General features: G+C 49.2%; 15 protein-coding genes. 4 read left to right on the top strand and 11 right to left on the bottom strand.

Annotated elements, in window-relative coordinates:
* Positions 1 to 67: 67 nt before the first annotated feature.
* From htpG to J4G02_00410, 10 genes are all read right to left on the bottom strand, one after another.
* On the bottom strand, positions 68 to 1,927 hold the full coding sequence (gene htpG, locus J4G02_00455) for a molecular chaperone HtpG (GenBank protein MCE2393066.1): 1,860 nt from the start codon (positions 1,925 to 1,927) through the stop codon (positions 68 to 70).
* 71 nt (positions 1,928 to 1,998) lie between these two features.
* Complete coding sequence (locus J4G02_00450; protein MCE2393065.1) at positions 1,999 to 2,634, bottom strand: class I SAM-dependent methyltransferase; 636 nt, start codon at positions 2,632 to 2,634, stop codon at positions 1,999 to 2,001.
* Between the two features lie 57 nt (positions 2,635 to 2,691).
* Positions 2,692 to 3,420, bottom strand: coding sequence for a DUF1028 domain-containing protein (locus J4G02_00445; GenBank protein ID MCE2393064.1), 729 nt, complete (start codon positions 3,418 to 3,420; stop codon positions 2,692 to 2,694).
* Positions 3,421 to 3,537: 117 nt separating this feature from the next.
* Positions 3,538 to 4,836, bottom strand: a complete 1,299-nt coding sequence (gene hisD / locus J4G02_00440) for a histidinol dehydrogenase (protein MCE2393063.1) — start codon at positions 4,834 to 4,836, stop codon at positions 3,538 to 3,540.
* Positions 4,837 to 4,875: 39 nt separating this feature from the next.
* Positions 4,876 to 6,141, bottom strand: a complete 1,266-nt coding sequence (gene murA / locus J4G02_00435) for a UDP-N-acetylglucosamine 1-carboxyvinyltransferase (GenBank protein ID MCE2393062.1) — start codon at positions 6,139 to 6,141, stop codon at positions 4,876 to 4,878.
* Positions 6,142 to 6,394: 253 nt separating this feature from the next.
* Positions 6,395 to 7,330, bottom strand: coding sequence for a TIM barrel protein (locus J4G02_00430; GenBank protein MCE2393061.1), 936 nt, complete (start codon positions 7,328 to 7,330; stop codon positions 6,395 to 6,397).
* A 1-nt stretch (position 7,331) separates the two neighbouring features.
* Complete coding sequence (locus J4G02_00425) at positions 7,332 to 7,940, bottom strand: phosphoribosylglycinamide formyltransferase (protein ID MCE2393060.1); 609 nt, start codon at positions 7,938 to 7,940, stop codon at positions 7,332 to 7,334.
* Between the two features lie 473 nt (positions 7,941 to 8,413).
* Complete coding sequence (locus tag J4G02_00420) at positions 8,414 to 9,229, bottom strand: hypothetical protein (protein MCE2393059.1); 816 nt, start codon at positions 9,227 to 9,229, stop codon at positions 8,414 to 8,416.
* Positions 9,230 to 9,553: 324 nt separating this feature from the next.
* A complete protein-coding gene (locus tag J4G02_00415; protein ID MCE2393058.1) occupies positions 9,554 to 10,576 on the bottom strand; it encodes a beta-lactamase family protein in 1,023 nt (340 codons plus the stop codon).
* A 14-nt stretch (positions 10,577 to 10,590) separates the two neighbouring features.
* Complete coding sequence (locus J4G02_00410) at positions 10,591 to 11,730, bottom strand: exo-alpha-sialidase (GenBank protein ID MCE2393057.1); 1,140 nt, start codon at positions 11,728 to 11,730, stop codon at positions 10,591 to 10,593.
* A gap of 251 nt (positions 11,731 to 11,981) precedes the next feature.
* Here J4G02_00410 and J4G02_00405 point away from each other — a divergent pair, with 251 nt between their 5' ends.
* Entirely contained in the window at positions 11,982 to 13,193 is a 1,212-nt protein-coding gene (locus J4G02_00405) for a Gfo/Idh/MocA family oxidoreductase (GenBank protein ID MCE2393056.1), read from the top strand.
* Positions 13,194 to 13,231: 38 nt separating this feature from the next.
* Here J4G02_00405 and J4G02_00400 read toward each other — a convergent pair whose 3' ends face one another.
* A complete protein-coding gene (locus J4G02_00400) occupies positions 13,232 to 14,635 on the bottom strand; it encodes an amidase (protein MCE2393055.1) in 1,404 nt (467 codons plus the stop codon).
* Positions 14,636 to 14,897: 262 nt separating this feature from the next.
* Here J4G02_00400 and fusA point away from each other — a divergent pair, with 262 nt between their 5' ends.
* The 3 genes from fusA to J4G02_00385 all read left to right on the top strand — a co-directional run.
* Complete coding sequence (gene fusA, locus J4G02_00395; protein ID MCE2393054.1) at positions 14,898 to 16,976, top strand: elongation factor G; 2,079 nt, start codon at positions 14,898 to 14,900, stop codon at positions 16,974 to 16,976.
* Positions 16,977 to 17,009: 33 nt separating this feature from the next.
* Entirely contained in the window at positions 17,010 to 18,026 is a 1,017-nt protein-coding gene (locus J4G02_00390) for a hydroxyacid dehydrogenase (GenBank protein MCE2393053.1), read from the top strand.
* Positions 18,027 to 18,324: 298 nt separating this feature from the next.
* The coding region (locus tag J4G02_00385) for a hypothetical protein (GenBank protein ID MCE2393052.1) at positions 18,325 to 19,188 on the top strand (864 nt) is incomplete at its 3' end.

The following is a 19,188-nucleotide window of genomic DNA, read 5'->3' as shown; positions in this document are numbered from 1 at the left end:
CAAAACCTTCCATAAATAGGTATAGCCCCGATAAGTTGGGGTACGATTTGCCAAATTAGAATTCGCGTCAATTTGTTGCTCGTTCCATAATCTCCGTCATCCGAGCGACAAACGTGGGTGGGTCCACGGTATTTCCGTCAACTAGCAACGCGCCCTCGTAAAGCTGTAAAATACAGTTCTTGATAAGGGTTTCATCGCCCTGGTTCTGGTTGAGTTGTGCGAGATTCTTTATCAACGGATGGGAAAAGTTGAGTTCCAAGATGCGCTTGGATCCAGTGAAATCCTGATTCATCATTTTCATCATCCGCTCCATGTGGGCATCCATACCCTCTGCCCCGACAACCAAGGTTGCTGCTGAATCAACCAATCTTTTGGAAGCCACCACATCCTCCACCTTATCGCCGAGAATCTCCTTGAAAACAGAAATCAGGTTGGTATCCTCGGTTAAGGTTTCATCTTGGCTTTCTTCGTCTGCTTTGAGATCTATATCCGCCTTTTCGATGCTTTTCAGCGGTTTCTCGTCATATTCAAGCAGATGGGGAATATTGAACAGATCAACGGGATCGATGAAGAACAACACCTCAATCCCTTGTTTCTTGAAATATTCCAAATTGGGATTCCGTTCTACCACATCTCTGCTGTCACCTGACAAGTAATAGATCTCCTCCTGATCCTCCGACATCCCAGCGACATAATCCTTCAGCGAGGTAAACTTGCCACTTTCGGTTTTGGTCGACTCAAATCGCAAGAGCTGAAGCAGTCGATCTTTGTTGACGAAATCTGAACTCAGTCCTGTTTTGAAGAGCAAGCCGAAATTCCTGAAGAATTTCTCATACTTCTCTGCGTCATCTTTCGCCCAATCTTCCAGCAGAGAGAGTATCCTGCCCGTTAAGGTTTCTCGGATACGTGCCATGATAGGACTCGATTGTGTCACCTCGCGGGATACATTCAAGGGCAGATCTTCGGTATCCACCACCCCTGATATAAATCGAAGGTATTCAGGCAGGAGTTCTTTGCAATCGTCCTGAATAAAGACCTTGCTCGAATACAGGTGCAGCGAACTCAGGTCTTCCTCCCTGAGAAATCTGAGCGGTTGCGTTTCCGGTATAAACATCAACGCTTTGAAATTCACGCGACCTTCGAGAGAAAGGTGTAGGTGACCGAGCGGCGGATTGAGGTCGTTTGATATGAATTTATAGAACTCATTCCGCTCCTCCTCCGTCACTTCATTCCTATTCTTATGCCACAAGGCACTGACAGTGTTCACCTGCTTCCCATTGACTGAAACAGGAAAATCGACAAAATTAGAGTATTTCTGGATGACCTGCTCAACACGATACGACTGGCTAAATTCCTTGGATTCGTCTTTCAACTTAAAGGAGATTTGGGTGCCTCTCTGCGGACGTTCAATCTCCTTGATGGTGAATTTGCCCTCACCTGTTGACTGCCATCGGAACCCCTTTGAGTCGGTATCAGCGTGGCGCGTTTCAATTGTAATTTCGTCCGTAAGCATAAACACCGAATAAAAACCGATACCGAACTGACCGATCAGGTTGGCGTCGAAGGGTGTGTCTCCCTCCTTCATTTGCTCCAGAAATTCTAGCGTTCCCGAACTCGCAACGGTACCGATTCTTTCGGTCAAATCGTCCCTAGTCATGCCGACGCCTGTATCCGTAATCGAGAATGTTTGTGCATCGGAATCAACCGCGATGTCAATCCTTAAAGGCACTTCAGGATTTAGGATATTCTTATCCGTCAACTGTCTGAAGCGGATTTTATGCAACGCATCGGAAGCGTTAGAAATTAATTCGCGGATGGCAACCTCGGGATGAGTATAAAGCGAATGAACAATGAGATGCAGAAGTTGTTTCATCTCTGCTTTATACTCAAATTCTTGGATTTCTTCGGTGTTGTTGCTATCAGCCATGATTCAGAATTCTCCTTTCACCGTAGTTTTGTCAAACTATCGAATATAAAAAAATCAGTTGTTTGTCGTATCTAAGATCCCTCAGACTTATTCGCCATAACGATATACACAGGATCCGTGTATTCATCGGTCTGTGGGGTGCAATCCAAAAATGTGACTTCCGCATAGCCGCCCGCCAAACGGAAGTAATGCTGCACCAATTCGGCGTGCTCACCGTCAGAGGTTACACGCCAGATGTAGACTGCTTTCGTTGGGAACAGACGATTGGAAAAAATGACGATGAACGGAGCATCTGGCTGAAGAATGCGATGCACCTCACGAAAAACCTTGACTGGCTTTGTCAGATACTGCATCGAAACAGTCATGATTACCGCTGCAAATTCCCTATCGTCAAAAGGGAGGGTTGGATCGGCATTGAGATCATGAATTACATATTCGTCAAGGACAGGATTGACTTGAAGTTCTACTGCATTCAATCCCAATCCGACTATACGTTGAGCGGGGAACCCTTCGGGTAGGTGGGAGAAGGCACTGCTCATCAGGTCTAATATGACGGTATTTCTCGGTAAGGTTTGATCGAAAAATTCCTTAATTACAGCGATTGCGTTGTCGTCAATATGGGTCACGATACGGGGTTCGGTGTAAAACAGGCGATCATCGGTTTCATCAATTCGTGCAAAGGCTGCAGGGGGTAGTGCTGTTTTCATTTGCAAATCATCAGAAAATTTAGCGCAGATTGCCAATAATTTTATAGTTTCCTAGTCTTACCGCATACTCAATTGAATTTTTAGCAGCCGATGCAACTCTTTAATTGGCTGCTTATGGTCATCAACTCGTAGATCGATATACCGATCATTAAAACCACCCTCTCCACCGTTCTCACGTACGACGAGCAACGCTGCCGCCTGCTGTCCACGCCGATCCCCACCTTTTTCCTGCCCCGCAATCAGTGCCGCCATCAGTTTTTCTGCCAGTTCTCCCTCTGTTTCCTCGAACGTCTTACCCATCGCATCGACCACCGCTTTGCCCGCCAGTAGGTTGCCCTGTGCGGAGTAATTCTCTCCGCTGCGCGCGCCCGCCCAGTCAAGACATTCATCGCCGGTGTAGTTAGCGACGTTACCGTCTGAATCAACAATGCCGACCTGACGCTGCGATTTGCCATCATCCCCGGCAACTAGCTGGTCCAACGCTTGTTGGGACGTGAGTCCGTTTTCCAGAAGTACCAAACCTTTTGCTCCATAGGTCGTATTTGTCCACGATTGGGTCGCCACCGCCCCCACACCCGCCTTTGCCCACGGCACAACGGCTCCAACGGCAAAAAACTTGGATTGAACAGCAACACCAAGATCGCCATTCTCCGGATCGCGCCCAACGATTGAAAAGGTTGTGATGAGGCGGTCATGCACTTTAGAATTAGACGGATGAGATTCTGTGCCGGCGAAAGTAAGGATGCCGGTATAGATTGTCGCACAGACCAACCGGAGAGGTGACATGCAGAAAAACCTCCTTTGCATGAAATGGGAAATAGGGAATTGGAGGGGCAAAAAAGGATCGGCAGGTTGCTCTCCCTTCTTCTCTTCCAATCGTTCGTATTTGACGTTGATCCGGTTCTAATGTTTATTGGATCGGATCTTCATCGCTTCCGCGTGTCCCTGAAGCCCCTCAATTTGAGCAAGTTTGACAACAGCCGGCGTGACCTTTTCTAAGGCGGTTTTGGTATAGGAGATAATACTTGTTTTTTTTAGGAAGTCATCAACACTCAGCGGCGATGCGTATTTCGCCGCCCCACCGGTAGGCAGGATGTGATTGGGACCGGCGATGTAGTCGCCAACGGATTCGGGGGTGTAGGGTCCCAGCATAATTGCTCCCGCATTACGGATGGAACCAACCCATTCGATTGGATTTTCTACCTCTAATTCGACATGTTCAGGTGCGATTTCGTTGGCAATCTCTACTGCTTCGGCTAAATCTGCAACAACGAACGCTACACCGTAGTTTTCAAAAGCACCGGTCAGTTCAGATTGGCGGGGCAGCTTTTGAGCCTGTCGTTCAATCTCAGCACAAACTTGCTCTGCAATTTCTCTTGATGTTGTAATGAGAATGGCGGAACATTCCACGCTGTGTTCTGCTTGCGAAATTAGGTCTGCTGCAACATAGGCGGGATTTGCGGTGTGATCAGCGATAATCAGGACTTCACTGGGGCCCGCCAACTTGTCAATATCGACAGGACCATAGACCTCTTTCTTCGCAAGTTGGACATATAAATTACCCGGACCGACGATTTTATCCACCTTCGGAACGGTGTCTGTCCCGTAAGCCATCGCACCAACTGCTTGTGCACCGCCACACTTGTAAATCTCACGGACATCACATGATGCCGCAGCGACCAGCATGTGTGGGTCAATTTTCCGATTTCGCATCGGTCCCATGAAGACCGCAATCTCCTCAACACCCGCGACCTTCGCAGGAACCAGATTCATTATCAGCGAAGAAACCAACAACTGACTTACGGACGGAACACATACACCGATACGTCTTAACGGACGGATGAGGTGTCCTAAAACGACGCCATCTGCTTCTGTGGACAACCATGAATTTCGTAGCTGCTTCTGATGAAATCGCTCAATGTTCGTCCGCGCAAGCCTGACCGCATCGTGGAATTCTGAATCGACCTGCGCAGATGCATCATCAATCTCTGCGTCTGTGACTCGCATCTCTTTGACAGTGATTCGTGGAGCGTCAAGCTTGCGTGTATATTTAATAACAGCTCGATCGCCCTCCCTTTGGACATCTTGCAAAGTTTTACGGACAGTCCTCAGAATGTTTGGATCTTCTAATCCTCCACGCAGATTAAGTTTTTCGATGAAAGCCGCTGCTTCGTCCGAGTGGGCATCAAGAATGGCGATCACAGAAAATTCCTCATTTCTTGTCAACGTTCGTATAGATTTTTAGTCACTCACCCGGGTAATATCCGCGCCAATACCCGCCAGTTTCTGCTCAATATTTTCATATCCACGGTCAATATGATAGATACGGGAAACAACCGTTTCGCCTACCGCTGCCATGCCAGCGAGAACAAGCACCGCACCCGCACGGAGGTCTGACGCCATGACAGGCGCACCACTAAGTCTGAGCTTACCACGTACCATCGCACGGTTTCCTTCGACGCGAATATCCGCTCCCATTCGATTGAGTTCGCTCGCGTGCATGAAGCGATCTAAGTAAATGCCTTCCGTAATAGTGCTAATACCCGGTGCGATACTGAGGAGGCCCATCATCTGCGCCTGCATGTCTGTGGGAAAGCCCGGATATGTATCAGTGGCGATATTGATTGCACGAAGTTCTCGTGGTGCCCTCACGCGGACGCCATTATCCGTCCAATCCAACTCAACACCTGTCTCAACTAATTTTTCGGAGGTAGCACCAAGGTGTTCTACAGGGGCATCCTTCACAAAAACGTCTCCTTTCGTAATAGCGCCCGCAACCATGAACGTTCCTGCTTCGATGCGATCTGGAATGACAGTATATTCCGTACCGTGAAGCTGTTTGACACCATCTATTGTCAAGGTAGAGGTGCCAACCCCTTTGATCTCTGCCCCCATCGCATTGAGGAAATTTGCTAGATCAGCGACCTCCGGTTCGCAGGCAGCTCCACGAATAGTCGTTGTACCGTCTGCCAACGATGCAGCCATCATGACGTTTGCAGTTGCTCCAACGCTTGAGCCGTGCGGTCCTCTCAAATACATCTCCGCACCGACCAACCCATTCGTCCGTGCTATGATATAGCCACTGTCAATCTCAACCTCTGCACTGAGCTGCTGCAACCCTTTCAGGTGCAAGTCTACCGGACGTGGACCGATAGCACAGCCACCAGGGAAAGAGACTTTTGCGATACCTAAACGTGCGACGAGGGGACCCAGTACATAAATTGATGCTCGCATCTTCCGGACCAGGTCATAGGGTGCTTCGTAAGCAATTCGGTTCCCCGGTTCAATATAGAGTGTTGAATTCTCTAACTTCGTCGTCGCCCCCAGCACTTCAAGTACCGCACAGAGGCTATCAATATCCCTCAGACTGGGAACGTTATGAATAACGCTAGAACCATCTGCTAGAATCGCCGCTGCAACGGCAATAGGAAGCGTTGCGTTTTTAGAGCCACTGACTGGAATTGTACCTTTAAGCTGCTTACCACCGTTGATGATGAGTCTATCCATGATGAATTCTCCTAACGTAAGAATCTGTGTTTCACTTCGGCTTGGATTGGGAGCCAATCTCTGAATCCCGTTTAACCCTATACCGAAGTTATAAAAAAATAGCTCAGAATAGATTGATGATGTCTATATGCATCAACGATGCCAAGTTAAAAACCGTTTCGTTGTGGGCTTTGTGGGGTAGTTTACCCTAAAATTAGTGTGTCGGGATAACCACATGTCATCGTGTTACCCCGCTCATTTCAACTGCATATTTCTAGCTGCGCCCGTCTTCTCCATCCTGTTTTTCGGGTTTCCGCCATAACTGCCACTCTTCCCTCACCTCAACAAGTTGTTCCGCCGGTGCATCTCGGACCTCCAAAACGGTTAGCGTATCTTGTGGAATCTGCGCCAAGATCTCTTCAAAGTCAAGGTCCCCAGATCCCGGCGGGTGATAAGCCTCAAGGTCCTTGAGGTCGTGCAAATTCACGCCGATCAGGTTTTCTGTGTATCTCTCCAGCCAACGATGTGACCAACAAAGTCCCACCCGCTCCTGAAGCATGGCGTGTCCGACATCGTGCCAATACCGCATATTGCTTCCCTTGAACTTTTCTAAGAACAACCCAACCTCGTCAAAATTGGGGATCTGATAGTAGCGTGGGCGATTCTCAATAGCTAAGTAGACCTTCATCCGCAAAGCCATTTCATTCAACGCATCAAGGCTAAACAGCACAGCATCCTGATGCTTCGCCTCCTTGCGTTTACGCCACTCGGTCGCTTCCTCCACCTTCGTCCTAAATGCCTCAAATTCCCGCTCGCCATATTCGTAGAAATCATACATCAGGTAGGAACGATCGTAGGTGTCTACCTTACCCAAGTGAAGCACAACGATTGGGACTTCGATCTCGACCGCCAACTCCATCGTCCGAATCGTCTGTTTAACCGCTTCGTTCCGCGTATCCGCATCAAGACTTGCCAAGTGAATCGGATCACTCTCCGCTTCGGATTGTGGGAGACCATGCAAAACAGGACAAAAGTTGTGAATAGAACAGATCTGTGTCGTCGCTAGGTGAGGCTTAATCTGCTCAATCTGTGCTCGTGTCAGGTGTCGGCTGAGTTCAATCGCATCAAATCCAAGTTCCTTGAGTTCGTCAAGCAGCGCTGCCCCATCCGGTTGTCTCAAAGCGTTCCACATGGTCGAAATAGCCAACATTTTACGACTCCCTCACAAGGACTTTTCTGCCAACAATTTCAAGGGCACCAGCCGCATACCATCGAACAACCTGTGGATACAGTTTATGCTCTTCAATATGAATCCGCTTGAGCAGGCTTTCTTCATCATCATCGTCGAATACGGGCACCGAAGCCTGTGCGATGATAGGTCCAGCATCAACCCCTTCATCTACAAAGAAAACGCTTACGCCGCTGACCTTAACGCCATACGCCAGCGTATCTCGCACAGGGTACGCCCCCGGAAACGCGGGCAGTAGGGACGGATGGATATTGATGATACGGTTGTGGTACTTCCGCACAAACGCTGGTTGGAACAGCTTCATAAAGCCCGCCAGAACAATTAGCTCTACTTCGTACTTGTCAAGAATTCTCGAAATTCCTGCATCAAACGCATCTCGATCCGGAAAATCCCGTACCCTCACCACATAGGTAGGAATACCCGCTTCCTTGGCACGAGTGAGCGCGTAAGCTTTTCTCCGATCACTAATCACCGCAGCGATTTTAACCCCACTATTTTTCTCGTGGTGGAGCTGATCAATTAACGCCTGCAAATTGGTTCCGCTGCCGGAAGCTAAAACTGCAATTTTCATATTCGCTGAACTAATATCCCTTAAATTGAATAAATCATACTCAACAAAATACCCAGAATTTTACCGATCACGAATGGAGCCAAGTGGTCTGACTATGGACATTGCACGCCACCACGATTCAGCGGTTTGGCAGGGCACTGACAGGTAAAAAAAATATTTTCAATGCCCTATACGGGTATTTATAGATTGTCGGGTGTGCCGAGAATCCTGATGGCCACTATACTTGAGCGGTTTTACAGATGGGCGCTATGCTAAAGCGGTTGCCTGTGAACGGTTTGCTGACCTGCCATATTAGCTCGATGAAGGTTTGCTGATGCCATATTCACCTCGATTTATGAGTAAGATTCCACATAAATGTCAATACGGTCTAGCAACTTGCGTTATTATAACCTATTTTCTGACCATGTGCGTAACTCCTATCTCTGTCTGAATCGCTGATTATCGCGGATTCAGGGATTACACGGATTAAAAAATCAGCGCAATCTGTGTAATCTGTCTAATCCGTGATTCAGACATTTTTCTGTTCCCTCTACAATTTTAATTTCTTCAGGGGTGAGATCGTACAACAAGTATACTATCTGATCAATCTCATTTTCAAGGTCGGATACATCGGCGTCTGGATTAGCGCGTTTGGTGGCGAGGATCTGATTGACAATTTTGCTGATAGATGCTTTCTGCGCTGGCTTGATAGGAGGAATAGGGATTTGAGATACATATTGAGCGATAAATCTCACGAACCCACCCCGAATCTGTGTGCTTGTCTTTGTGTAAAACCAGAAAATGGCTTTGCTGTTGAGTAAACCGAGAAGCCACATTTCCTTCGTTGGTAAGAGATACGAAGTATTTCCCCAAAAATAACCGCTATCATCAAAGGCAAACGCCGTACCTTGCGCTATATCAGGATAAACAATCTTTGGTTGCTGAAATTCCTCCCAATATGCACACGCTCGCAACTCCCAGAAGTATTTCCCCTGATCGTATCGGTTAATCAGTTTCTCTCGAAAGGACTCAAAGTGTGCGTGGATGGCAGGATAAGTACTAGCAAAAATATCTTCTGCTTCTGCAAACCTCTCCCCGATACCAAACATCCACTCCGGATCAAACCAATCTGCACTTGCATTTTGGTCGTAGGGGTCCCAACGGGCAATTTTTTCCGCATCATCAAGAGGCCTCCCGATATGCTTTAATTTTGTCGCCAAGGCTCGACGCAATTTTTTGTCCGCTCGCTTACACGCCAGCTTCTGCGGGCGTGTTGTGGCGTGGAAATGCCGCTCGCGGTTATCAGCCAATTCCCGCTCTAAAGCTTTCGCTTTGGTACTTGTCAGGTTTCGCTCCTCTTCAAGACCGATGAGCGTGTTTGCTGCGATAAAGGGTGTCTCCAGATTCGGCAGCGGCTTAATCCCAAAGTTGTCTGCGGTACTATCCGGCTCCTGCTCAATGGCAAGGGAGATGAAAAAGCGGAGTGCAATTACGATGAACGCGTTAAGGGCGAGGAAACCAGATGCCCCGCCTACGGTTTTTGAGGTAGGTCAATGCTGTTACACTAATTCTTAACATGAGTCTTAACATGAGTGTTTTTATTTAACCCCCTAAATCCCCCTTATCAGGGGGACTTATGAAACTGCGTAAGTCCTCAACTGTTTCATGATTTCGCGATCTATCGCCCACGCACCAGCTGACGTATTAGAGATTACTATTATAATTGTATCCCTTGCAAGGCATGTGCTCTTGAAAGAAACGCCGGCATCCCAACCTATGAGATAATGAACTGGAGCTTTACTCTGCTCATGGTAAATCCAGACACCGTGACCGTAAAATCTATTATCTCTGTCTTTGACCGCCTTTTCCAAAAATAGGTTCGTCAACCGTTTAGAAAGGATTTTTTCCTCAAAAAAGCCCCCCCACAACTTGTCCATATCTTTTACTGTTGTGAAAGCCCCTGCATCAGATGATCCGATAATTGGTAAGGTAAAAATGTTGGTTCTCCACCCCTCTTCCCCGTCAATATATCCGCTAGCCGTACGTTCTGGCAAACGGTCCATCGCAAAAAATCCCGAATCGCTCATTTCGCATAACTCAAAGATATTTTCTTGTATAAAGTCGATATAGGGAGTTTCTGAGATTTCCTCAATGACGATTCCCAGTAGAATAAACCCTCCGTTTGAGTAGGAAAACCTTTCCCCTGGGTTAAACTTCATGTTCCCGTCACGAAATAGCGGTATGTAATCCTTGAGACCTTTTAGTTCAAAGCAGGGGATATCCAATTGAAAATTATCGACATCCTCAATAAGTTCCTCATCATAATAGTCATAAACCCCAGAAGTATGGGTTAAGAGATGGTGGATAGTGACATCTTCTGATATATTCGGAAAATCAATATTTACACAGTCACACAACCTTGAAGCTAAAGAGAGTTCGCCACGATCAACCAGTTTTCCTATGCCAAGCGCAGTCAAGAACTTGGTTCCTGACGCTATTCCGAAACGGGTGTCAACCGTATTCGGAATTTTATTGCTCCTATCTGCATAGTTGTAGGCATTTTCAAATTCTACGGTTCCATTGAGTTTAACAAAAATCACGCCTGAAAAACTCGTTTCACTGACAGTCTGCTCTATCACCTGATTTAACTGGCTCATCCTCATGCCTTCGACTATTCCACCGGGCGCCAGCGTATAGCGTAAAAATCGGTGTTATCCCGCACTGCCTCCCAGCTGTTGCCCGCCTGACTAGAGCCGACCACGGATAGGATGCAGTCGTCCGCAAGCGTAACACTGTCGGCATAACTGCCGGTGAATGTGGTGTAATCTAGGTAGTACACCTCGTCCTCCCATGTGCTGCCCTCATCACGGCTGATCATCGCCCGGCTACCCGGCGGTCCGGGGCCGTAGCGTGTGTCGTGAACAACAATCACGGTGCTATCACCTAACGCTACGGGATCGCCGCGCGTTTGCCCGAACACCGTTGCGAGTTGACGAAAGTCCCTCCATGTGCGACCCCAATCATCGGATTCGACCACACACACATGCTTATAGGGCCAACCGGGATTTGCGCTGCCAGTCCGCTGCTCCAGATCGGGTGGATCATCGGGCAGCATGGGTCGTTGGTAACGTTGCGCCGCGACCAATTTGCCCGACGGAGTCAGCGTAACACCACCTTCGCTTGTCCAATCATGCACACGGACTGGATCCATCCACGTCTGTCCGCTATCAGTTGAACGATATACGAACAGGTCGCCCCCGCCCGATTTGTAGACCAATCTCGTCCCCGCTTGCTCAAAGACGTGATTTACATGACCAATTGCCGCTAGTAGCGTCTCATCCGGCAGACGAAAAATCCACGATCCACTGCCCCAGTGTCCCGCCGGGTTCGGAACTTCGCCGATCTTCCGCCACGTCCGCCCTTCGTCCGCCGATGAGTGGATGACCACCTTCGTGTTCGGATGTTCACCTTCACTCCCTAAGCCGATGAATGTACCGTCCTTGAGGACTTCAAAAACCCCGCGGACAGGACCTTTATCATATGCTGCCCACGTCCTTCCCCCATCGCTGCTCTTGCAAATAATGTTACCGAGATTGGCATATACTGTGCCGTTAGGTGCTTTAACAAGCTGAATTGCCTGCGGACTTGTTTCCCGATCTGGCGGCAGCAGCACCTTTTCGACCGGAACCTCGCTCAACTTCCCGGCACGAGCATGGAGAATGTAGGAACTGTGGTGCATCGTTTTGAGAGTATCAGCGGAGGGTACATCCACGCCACCAAGGCGAGCGGTCTTGAGGTTTGGTTCAGCCATGATGGGCATCGGTATTTCTCGCTTTCTGCGTATGCGGGAATGCGGAAATCGATAAAACTATATCACGCCCCCTAAACTGCGTCAAGGTTAAATCTATCGTTGAAAAAAACATCGATTTTTTCGACTTGACCGCGCTCCGCGGGTTTGGTACAGTAACTTGAAATCTTCGATCCTCGCCGAAACGGGTGAGAATCATGCAATCCTCGAAAGCCAATCCCTTGAACAGATCCAATAGACCGAGGTAAAAAACGATGATGCCCAAACTCCGCATTGCTGTCATCGGCGTGGGAGCCAATCACGGTTCTCGCGCTCGCCAGTATCTGGAAACAATCACACGCTTGACCGAGCACTACGAACTCGCTGCTGTCTGTGATCGCAATCCTACGGCGCTTCAGGAGGTAGTAATCCAATATGGAATACAAGCACACTACGAAAGTGTGTCTGCGCTTTTTGATGCCGAGAAGCCAGATGTCATACTCAGCTTGGCACCAAAGGATTCCCATATCGTCATTGCCCTTACTGCAGCGCGGCACGGCGCCCACATCATCACAGAAATACCAGTGGCGTTGACACGACGCTACGCCGCAGCAATTGCCGAAACGTGCCGGTCAACAGGGGTGCTGTGGGAGGTGGGAGAGCAGGTCTGGCTTTGGCCCGCTGAACGTCTCAAGAGGCAGATTATTGAAGCCGGGGGGATCGGTAAACTTACCCATGCCCGGCTGTGGTATCTGACCGGACAGTATCACGGTTTCAATGGAGTCCGGTCGCTGCTGGGGGCAAGAGTAACCCGCGTTCTCGGCTACTGCGGCGAGGTGGAAACCGAACCATATATTGCCTACGGCGGAGAACCGGAGTCAACGGTGAAATGGGACCAAGCGGTAATTGAGTTTGATAACGGTGTGACCTGCTTGTTTGAGAAACCACCGCGTGCCTTTCCGTTACGTGAACAGACCTTTTCAACAGGCTGGCAGGTCGAGGGTACAAAGGGGCACTTCGATCGGAACCGGCTTATGCTGTACGGGGAATCGCAGCCCTACGATCTTACAGAGCAATACACCCAAATGGAGGGAGAACGTATACTTGAGGCGGTCCGGGTGGACACTGTCCCGCCGATGGTCTGGGAAAATCCTTTCAAATCGTTCCGCATCGGCTCGCCGGATGACGTCGCGAAGGCGAGCATCCTTGTCAGTTTCCATCGTGCAATTACACAAGGAGGGACGCCACAGTACGGTGCCGAAAATGCACTACATGATTGGGAGATTTGTCTTGCTGTCCGTGAAAGTGCGCGTTTAGGAAACGCTTGGGTGACGCTCCCCTTGGAAGGTCCAACTGAGTTAGAGGGTCAGATCGAGGCGGAGTTTGTCCGACGCTATGGACACGATCCGATTGAAGAGACCGAAGCCCTTCTGGACACTTCTTTTAGCCGGTCAGCTACACTCTGGCCCTTCGCGCATTGGCTTTGAAGTTGTCGAAAAATCGGAAAGAAGGCAAAAGTCAATCCTTAAACATCCGGATGCCTATTGCGCCACTCGGTGGCTCCTTCATAGGCGTGACCAACCCGACACAACAGCGGTTCTGACAGATGCTTGCCCACCCACTGAATGCTTAGAGGAAGCCCCTCACTGTTAAATCCACATGGCACTGATAATGTTGGTGCCCCGTTATAATCGAACGGTGCGGTAAACCGTTGGAATTTCGGTTCTCGGTTTTCCGGCAGCGGTCCATATAGCTCTTCTGGCTTGACTGGATGTGGTGGTGCGGCTGTTGATGGACATACAAGTACATCAATCTGCTCGAACACGCGACGGAGATATCCTGTACAGGCAGCGCGCAAATTGTTGGCTTTGGCATACTCCGCCCCTGTCACCTTCGCTCCTTTATCCAGCCAGCCACGAAACCAAGGACCGTAGTCGTCTGTTCGGGAGGGATAGGTCGCTTCGTGGGCGGCGACCGCTTCAGCGGAACACAAAATTGGCCACGCAGCGACGTACGGATCCATATCCGGCAGTTGCACCTCGACAATATCAGCACCCAAATCTTCCAGAACTGTTACACCAGCTAGCACCGCCTCTGCGAGTTCAGGGTCAATGTCTTGGGTAGCGTATTGCAAGTCCAATCCGATACGAACACCTTCCACGCCCCTGTCTATACCTTCGAGCATATTTGGTACAGGTGCCGGTAAGGAGGTGGGATCATTGGGATCGAAGCCAGAGATGACCTCAAGCACGATGCCTGCGTCGGCGGTGCTTCGCGTCAGGGGTCCAACATGATCAAGTGATTCAGCCAAAGCCAATACGCCGTAGCGACTGACTCGCCCCCATGTGGGTTTGAGACCGACCGTGCTACATGCTGCGGCGGGGAAGCGAATCGAACCACCGGTATCGCTGCCCAGAGAACCGAAACACAGACCGGCGGCTGTTGCAACACCGGATCCACTAGACGAAGCCCCTGCAAATCGTTCGGCGTTCCATGGGTTAATGGGAATCTGGAATTTGGGATTGTAGCCGCCCATCGCACCCTCTGTGAGATTGAGCTTGCCGAGCAGCACCGCGCCAGCCGACTCCAACTTTGCAACAACGGTAGAATCGAAGTTAGGAACATGCTCGGCGAGTGCCTGTGTTCCTCCCATCGTGCGGACTCCTTCGGTGAAGCATAGATCTTTTACGGCTACCGGTACTCCATGGAGTGGCCCCCGATATGTGCCGGTTGTGATTTCTGCCTCAGCTTTCTGAGCCGCTATAATCGCGTGGTCTGCCATAACGGTGGCGTAGCTTTTGAGGTGGTTATCGAGTTGATCAATGCGATCCAGTATTGCGGCGGTAACCTCTACAGGTGATATATGTTTCGACCTTATCAGTTCGGAAACTTCGGTAATCGTTTTAAAGTGAAGCGGCACTTTGCTCATTTTTTTGCTCCTAACAGAAATCCATCGCCAGACGCTGCGCCTTCCATGTGCAGCCTTTGATTAAAGGTCAAGATGCGAATGCTGAAATCACACATGAATTTTACACGAAAATGGGAATAATGACGAGAAAAAACAGTTTTGCAATGACCTCAACGTGATCGGACTGAAGCACTTGTAATTGAGTTTTTGCGCCTAACATGATATACTAAACATATCATAACAAATAAGCAATCAAAGGCTTATTCTAAAGACGGAGCAATATATGCCACGGGAATATGGGATTGAACAGGTACGAAACATCGGCATTATGGCGCATATCGATGCCGGCAAAACAACGACCACTGAACGCATCCTATTCTATACCGGCAAGAAGCATAAAATCGGTGACATCGACGATGGTACAACGGATATGGATTGGATGGTTCAGGAACGTGAGCGCGGTGTGACCATCACTGCGGCAGCGACGACCTGCTTTTGGCGTGATCACGCGATTCATCTAATCGATACACCAGGACATGTTGATTTTACTGTCGAAGTTGAACGTTCCCTGCGTGTACTTGATGGAACGGTCGCGCTATTTTGTGCTGTCGGTGGCGTTGAACCCCAATCCGAAACAGTATGGCATCAAGCAGAGCGGTATCACATTCCGCGAATCGCTTTCGTAAACAAGATGGATCGGTTGGGTGCGGATTTCCCGCGTGTTGTCGAAATGATGAAAGCACGATTGGGAGCTAACCCGTTGATCCTCCAACTGCCAATCGGTGCCGAAAGCCAGTTTTCAGGTGTCGTGGACCTTATTCGTATGAAAGCCCTCCGTTGGCATCAAGAGGACCAAGGACAGACCTTTGATGTGACGGGGATCCCTGCGGAATTGGGTGCAGCAGCGGAGGAAGCACGCGAGGAGTTGGTCGAAACCGTTGTGAGCGAAGATGATGACCTACTAGAAAAGTATCTCGAAGGCGAGGAGATTACGGAAGCAGAACTTCTGCATGGAATTCGTCTAGCAACGTTAAAAAACAGACTCGTCCCGGTGTTATGTGGAACGGCTCTGAAGAATCAAGGAGTCCAACCATTACTTGATGCTGTTATTGATTTCCTTCCGGCGCCGACTGATGTGCCCCCGATTGAGGGCGTCGTTCCGCGCAAAGACCGCAAGGAAGCACGGGAGTCGAAAGATGACGCGCCGTTTGCTGCGTTAGCATTCAAGATTGCCAGAGATCCGAATGTAGCTAAAATTGTTTACTGCCGCATCTACTCCGGGACGCTCAAACGTGGGGAGGTCGTTTACAATGTAACGAAAGATACAAAAGAGCGGGTAACACGAATCTTGCAGATGCACGCCAACAAACGGGAAACCTGTGATGAAGCTTATGCAGGAGACATCGTTGCACTTGTTGGGTTGAAAAATACTGCCACTGGGGATACGTTGACACCCGCCTCGCAGCCAATTCTGTTGGAATCAATGGTATTTCCAGAGCCGGTTATCTCTGTCGCGATTGAACCGAGGTCTGAAAGGGACAAAGATGCACTTGAAGAAACGCTTGATTTCATGATGGAAGAGGATCCAACTTTTACTGTGCAGATCGACGATGAGACCGGGCAGCGTGTGATCTCAGGTATGGGAGAACTTCATCTGGAGATCTTGACAGATCGGATGCTGCGCGAATTCCAAGTCAATGCGCGTGTCAGCAAATTGCAGGTTGCCTACCGTGAAACAATCAACAAAGTCGCCGAAGCCCAGGGCAAATATATTCATAAGATTGATGACGAGGGTATTTACGGAGATGTCATACTCAGACTAGAGCCGCTACCACGGGGGACGGGGTTTGAATTCGTAGATGAAAGCAACGAGCTAGATATTCCCTGCCAATACGTCGCAGCCATTGAGCAAGGGGCACGAAACGCAATGTCGAATGGGGTGTTAAGTGGTTTCCCCATGCAAGACATTAAAGTGGTTCTCATCAGTGGTTCACACCATGAAACAGATTCATCAGAAACCGCCTTTGAAGCTGCCACTGTTATTGCTGTTGAGCAGGCTGCCCAAAAGGCAGCGCCTGTCCTGTTAGAACCGATTATGAAAATTCAGGTGATTGCGCCAACTGAACATATTGGTAAGGTGATTGGCGACCTCAATTCACGCCGTGCGCAGATCCACGAAACCGGGGCGGTGGGAACAGCGGAATCTATTGATGCCCATGTTCCGTTAGCACAGATGTTCCAATATACAACGGAATTGCGTTCATTGACTCAAGGACGCGGGCTGTTCACGATGGAATTCTCTCATCACGACGTTGCTCCCGCCAGCACACGAGATGCTGTTGTGAATAGACCACTGTTTTAGGGCCAAAGCACCAAATTAATGAAAGGATCATTGATGAACAAACCTAAAATCTTATACCTGCCTACATCAGGACATACTGAAGAGGTCTTCTCTCCAGAAATTTTCGCCCGATTTCAAGAGCAATTTGATGTAACGTTGAATGAAACCGGTTCAAGCTATACAAGCGACCAAATTGCCGAGCGTGTTGCTGGGGTTGAAGGGGTAGTTACCGGTTGGGGCGTGTCACCAATAACCGAAAAGGTGATGGCTAACGCAGACGCACTCCGAATCATCGCCCATTCAGCAGGTTCTATAAAGCGTCTTGTCGGTGAGGTCCTTGCTAAATACATCCTGCCGCGCCAGATCTGTGTGTTCAGTGCCAACGAAGCAATCGCCTACAATGTCGCTGAATACACGATTGGTGCAATGATTATGACCACCCGCCGATGGGTTGACTTTATCCTACACACCCGATCAGGGAAATGGAATCGGAGTGAAGTCGCTTCCAGCGCGCCCTCTTTACGTGGAAGTACTGTTGGTATAGTCTCGGCAAGCAAAGTTGGGCGACAGGTGATTAAGCTTTTGCAATCTTTCGAGGTCAGAAAACTGATCTACGATCCGTACCTCTCAGATTGGGAGGCGGGCACCCTCGGTGTGGAGAAAGTTGCGCTCAACGATCTTTTTGCCACAGCCGATATTGTGACCGTTCACACACCAAGTATCCCGGAAACAGATAAAATGATTGGTGAGGAGCAGCTAAAACTACTTCGGGACGGAACCACATTGGTCAACACCTCACGGGGCAGCGTCATCGACCACGATGCCTTACTGACTGAAGCGCGGATTGGCCGTATTTTTATCACACTTGATGTCACAACCCCGGAGCCATTGCCGCCGGATAGCCCGTTCTTGGGGCTACCAAATGTTTTTGTCACGCCCCATGTCTCTGGAACAGGCGCTTACGGCTACGCCAAAATCGGTGAGTCAACACTTGCAGCGCTGGAGGATTTTTTCGCAAATAGACCCGTTGTCGGTGCAGTCGATTTCAATCGGTTCGATTTGATCGGATAATCCCTTTTTACAACTCTGTTCAATTGAGAATGTATGAGTAAATTCACTCATATCTGCGGGATTAACAAGAAAATTGCACCATTTGGTGCAATTTCAACAGTCCATTCTACACCATTTGGTGCATAAAATTGATTAATCGGCGACAGAAATCCTGCTTTCTGTGGGCATCCTTGAGTTTATTAGACATGGCATACTAATTGCTATCATCCGAACATAACAGATTACTTTTGCATCACGCATGATGTGAAGGTTTGCGCAAATCTTTATACACAAACAACAAATTTTTTGGAGGAAAAATATGAGTGCCAAGAAGACCTCAGGGGCTTTAATGACCTCGTTGATTGTTCACGGAGTTGCCTTCGTTATTGCTGGTATCTATCTCGTCACCCAAACCCAGCAGTTCAAAGACTTAGTCGGTGCCGAAGTGCTACAAGCCAAAGAGCCCCCCAAACCTCAAGTTCGTAAACCGGTCATCAAACCGGTGGTGAAACCAACCGTTCCAACCACAAATACAGTGGTTGTTGAGCAGATTCAGGTCCAACCCAGAGTGACGACAGCAGCAGTCGTACGTCCAACCTCTGTACAGCCACAAACCGTTTTGGAATTTTCCAATAAAGTGGTGAAGTTGGATGCTCCCATCAACCCCAACGTGCCTAAAGTAGTCAGTGCCAATGCACCAGTACCGCAAGTTGTGACCCATGCTGACTTGCCCGTTTCTGACGCACCCGGCGCATTGGCGTTTAGCGCTCCAGTAGCAACGGCTCCAAGCGCCGCACCCGCCAACATTGGTCGTGGTATCGGCGGTATCGTGCAGGTGAAAGTCGCTTTTGAGCGTCCGGCTGGACTCGCTATGGTCGAACACGTTGGTGCAACCCGCGATGCCTTGGGTGATGTCGTTGAGAACATTACTCTGGGTAATGTAGAAGTACCGCCGCTACCTCGTGGTGAACCCGGTGGTCGTGTCATTGGTCGCGGTGCCGATATTCGCGGTGTATTCCGGTTTACCCGTGTCCGTCACAGCCTCTCCGACTGGTGGGCTGATGCCTCCTCGCTGAACGCGTGGACGAAGTGGATGAACGAACGGACAAAGATTAAAACAGACATGAACGTCGAAGGTGGCGCACTCAAGTTCACCGATGCGAACTTGCAAAAAGCCCCCATG

This window comes from Candidatus Poribacteria bacterium, assembly GCA_021295755.1.
Taxonomy (GTDB): Bacteria; Poribacteria; WGA-4E; order WGA-4E; family PCPOR2b; genus PCPOR2b.
This window is presented reverse-complemented; position numbering and strand designations above follow the sequence as displayed.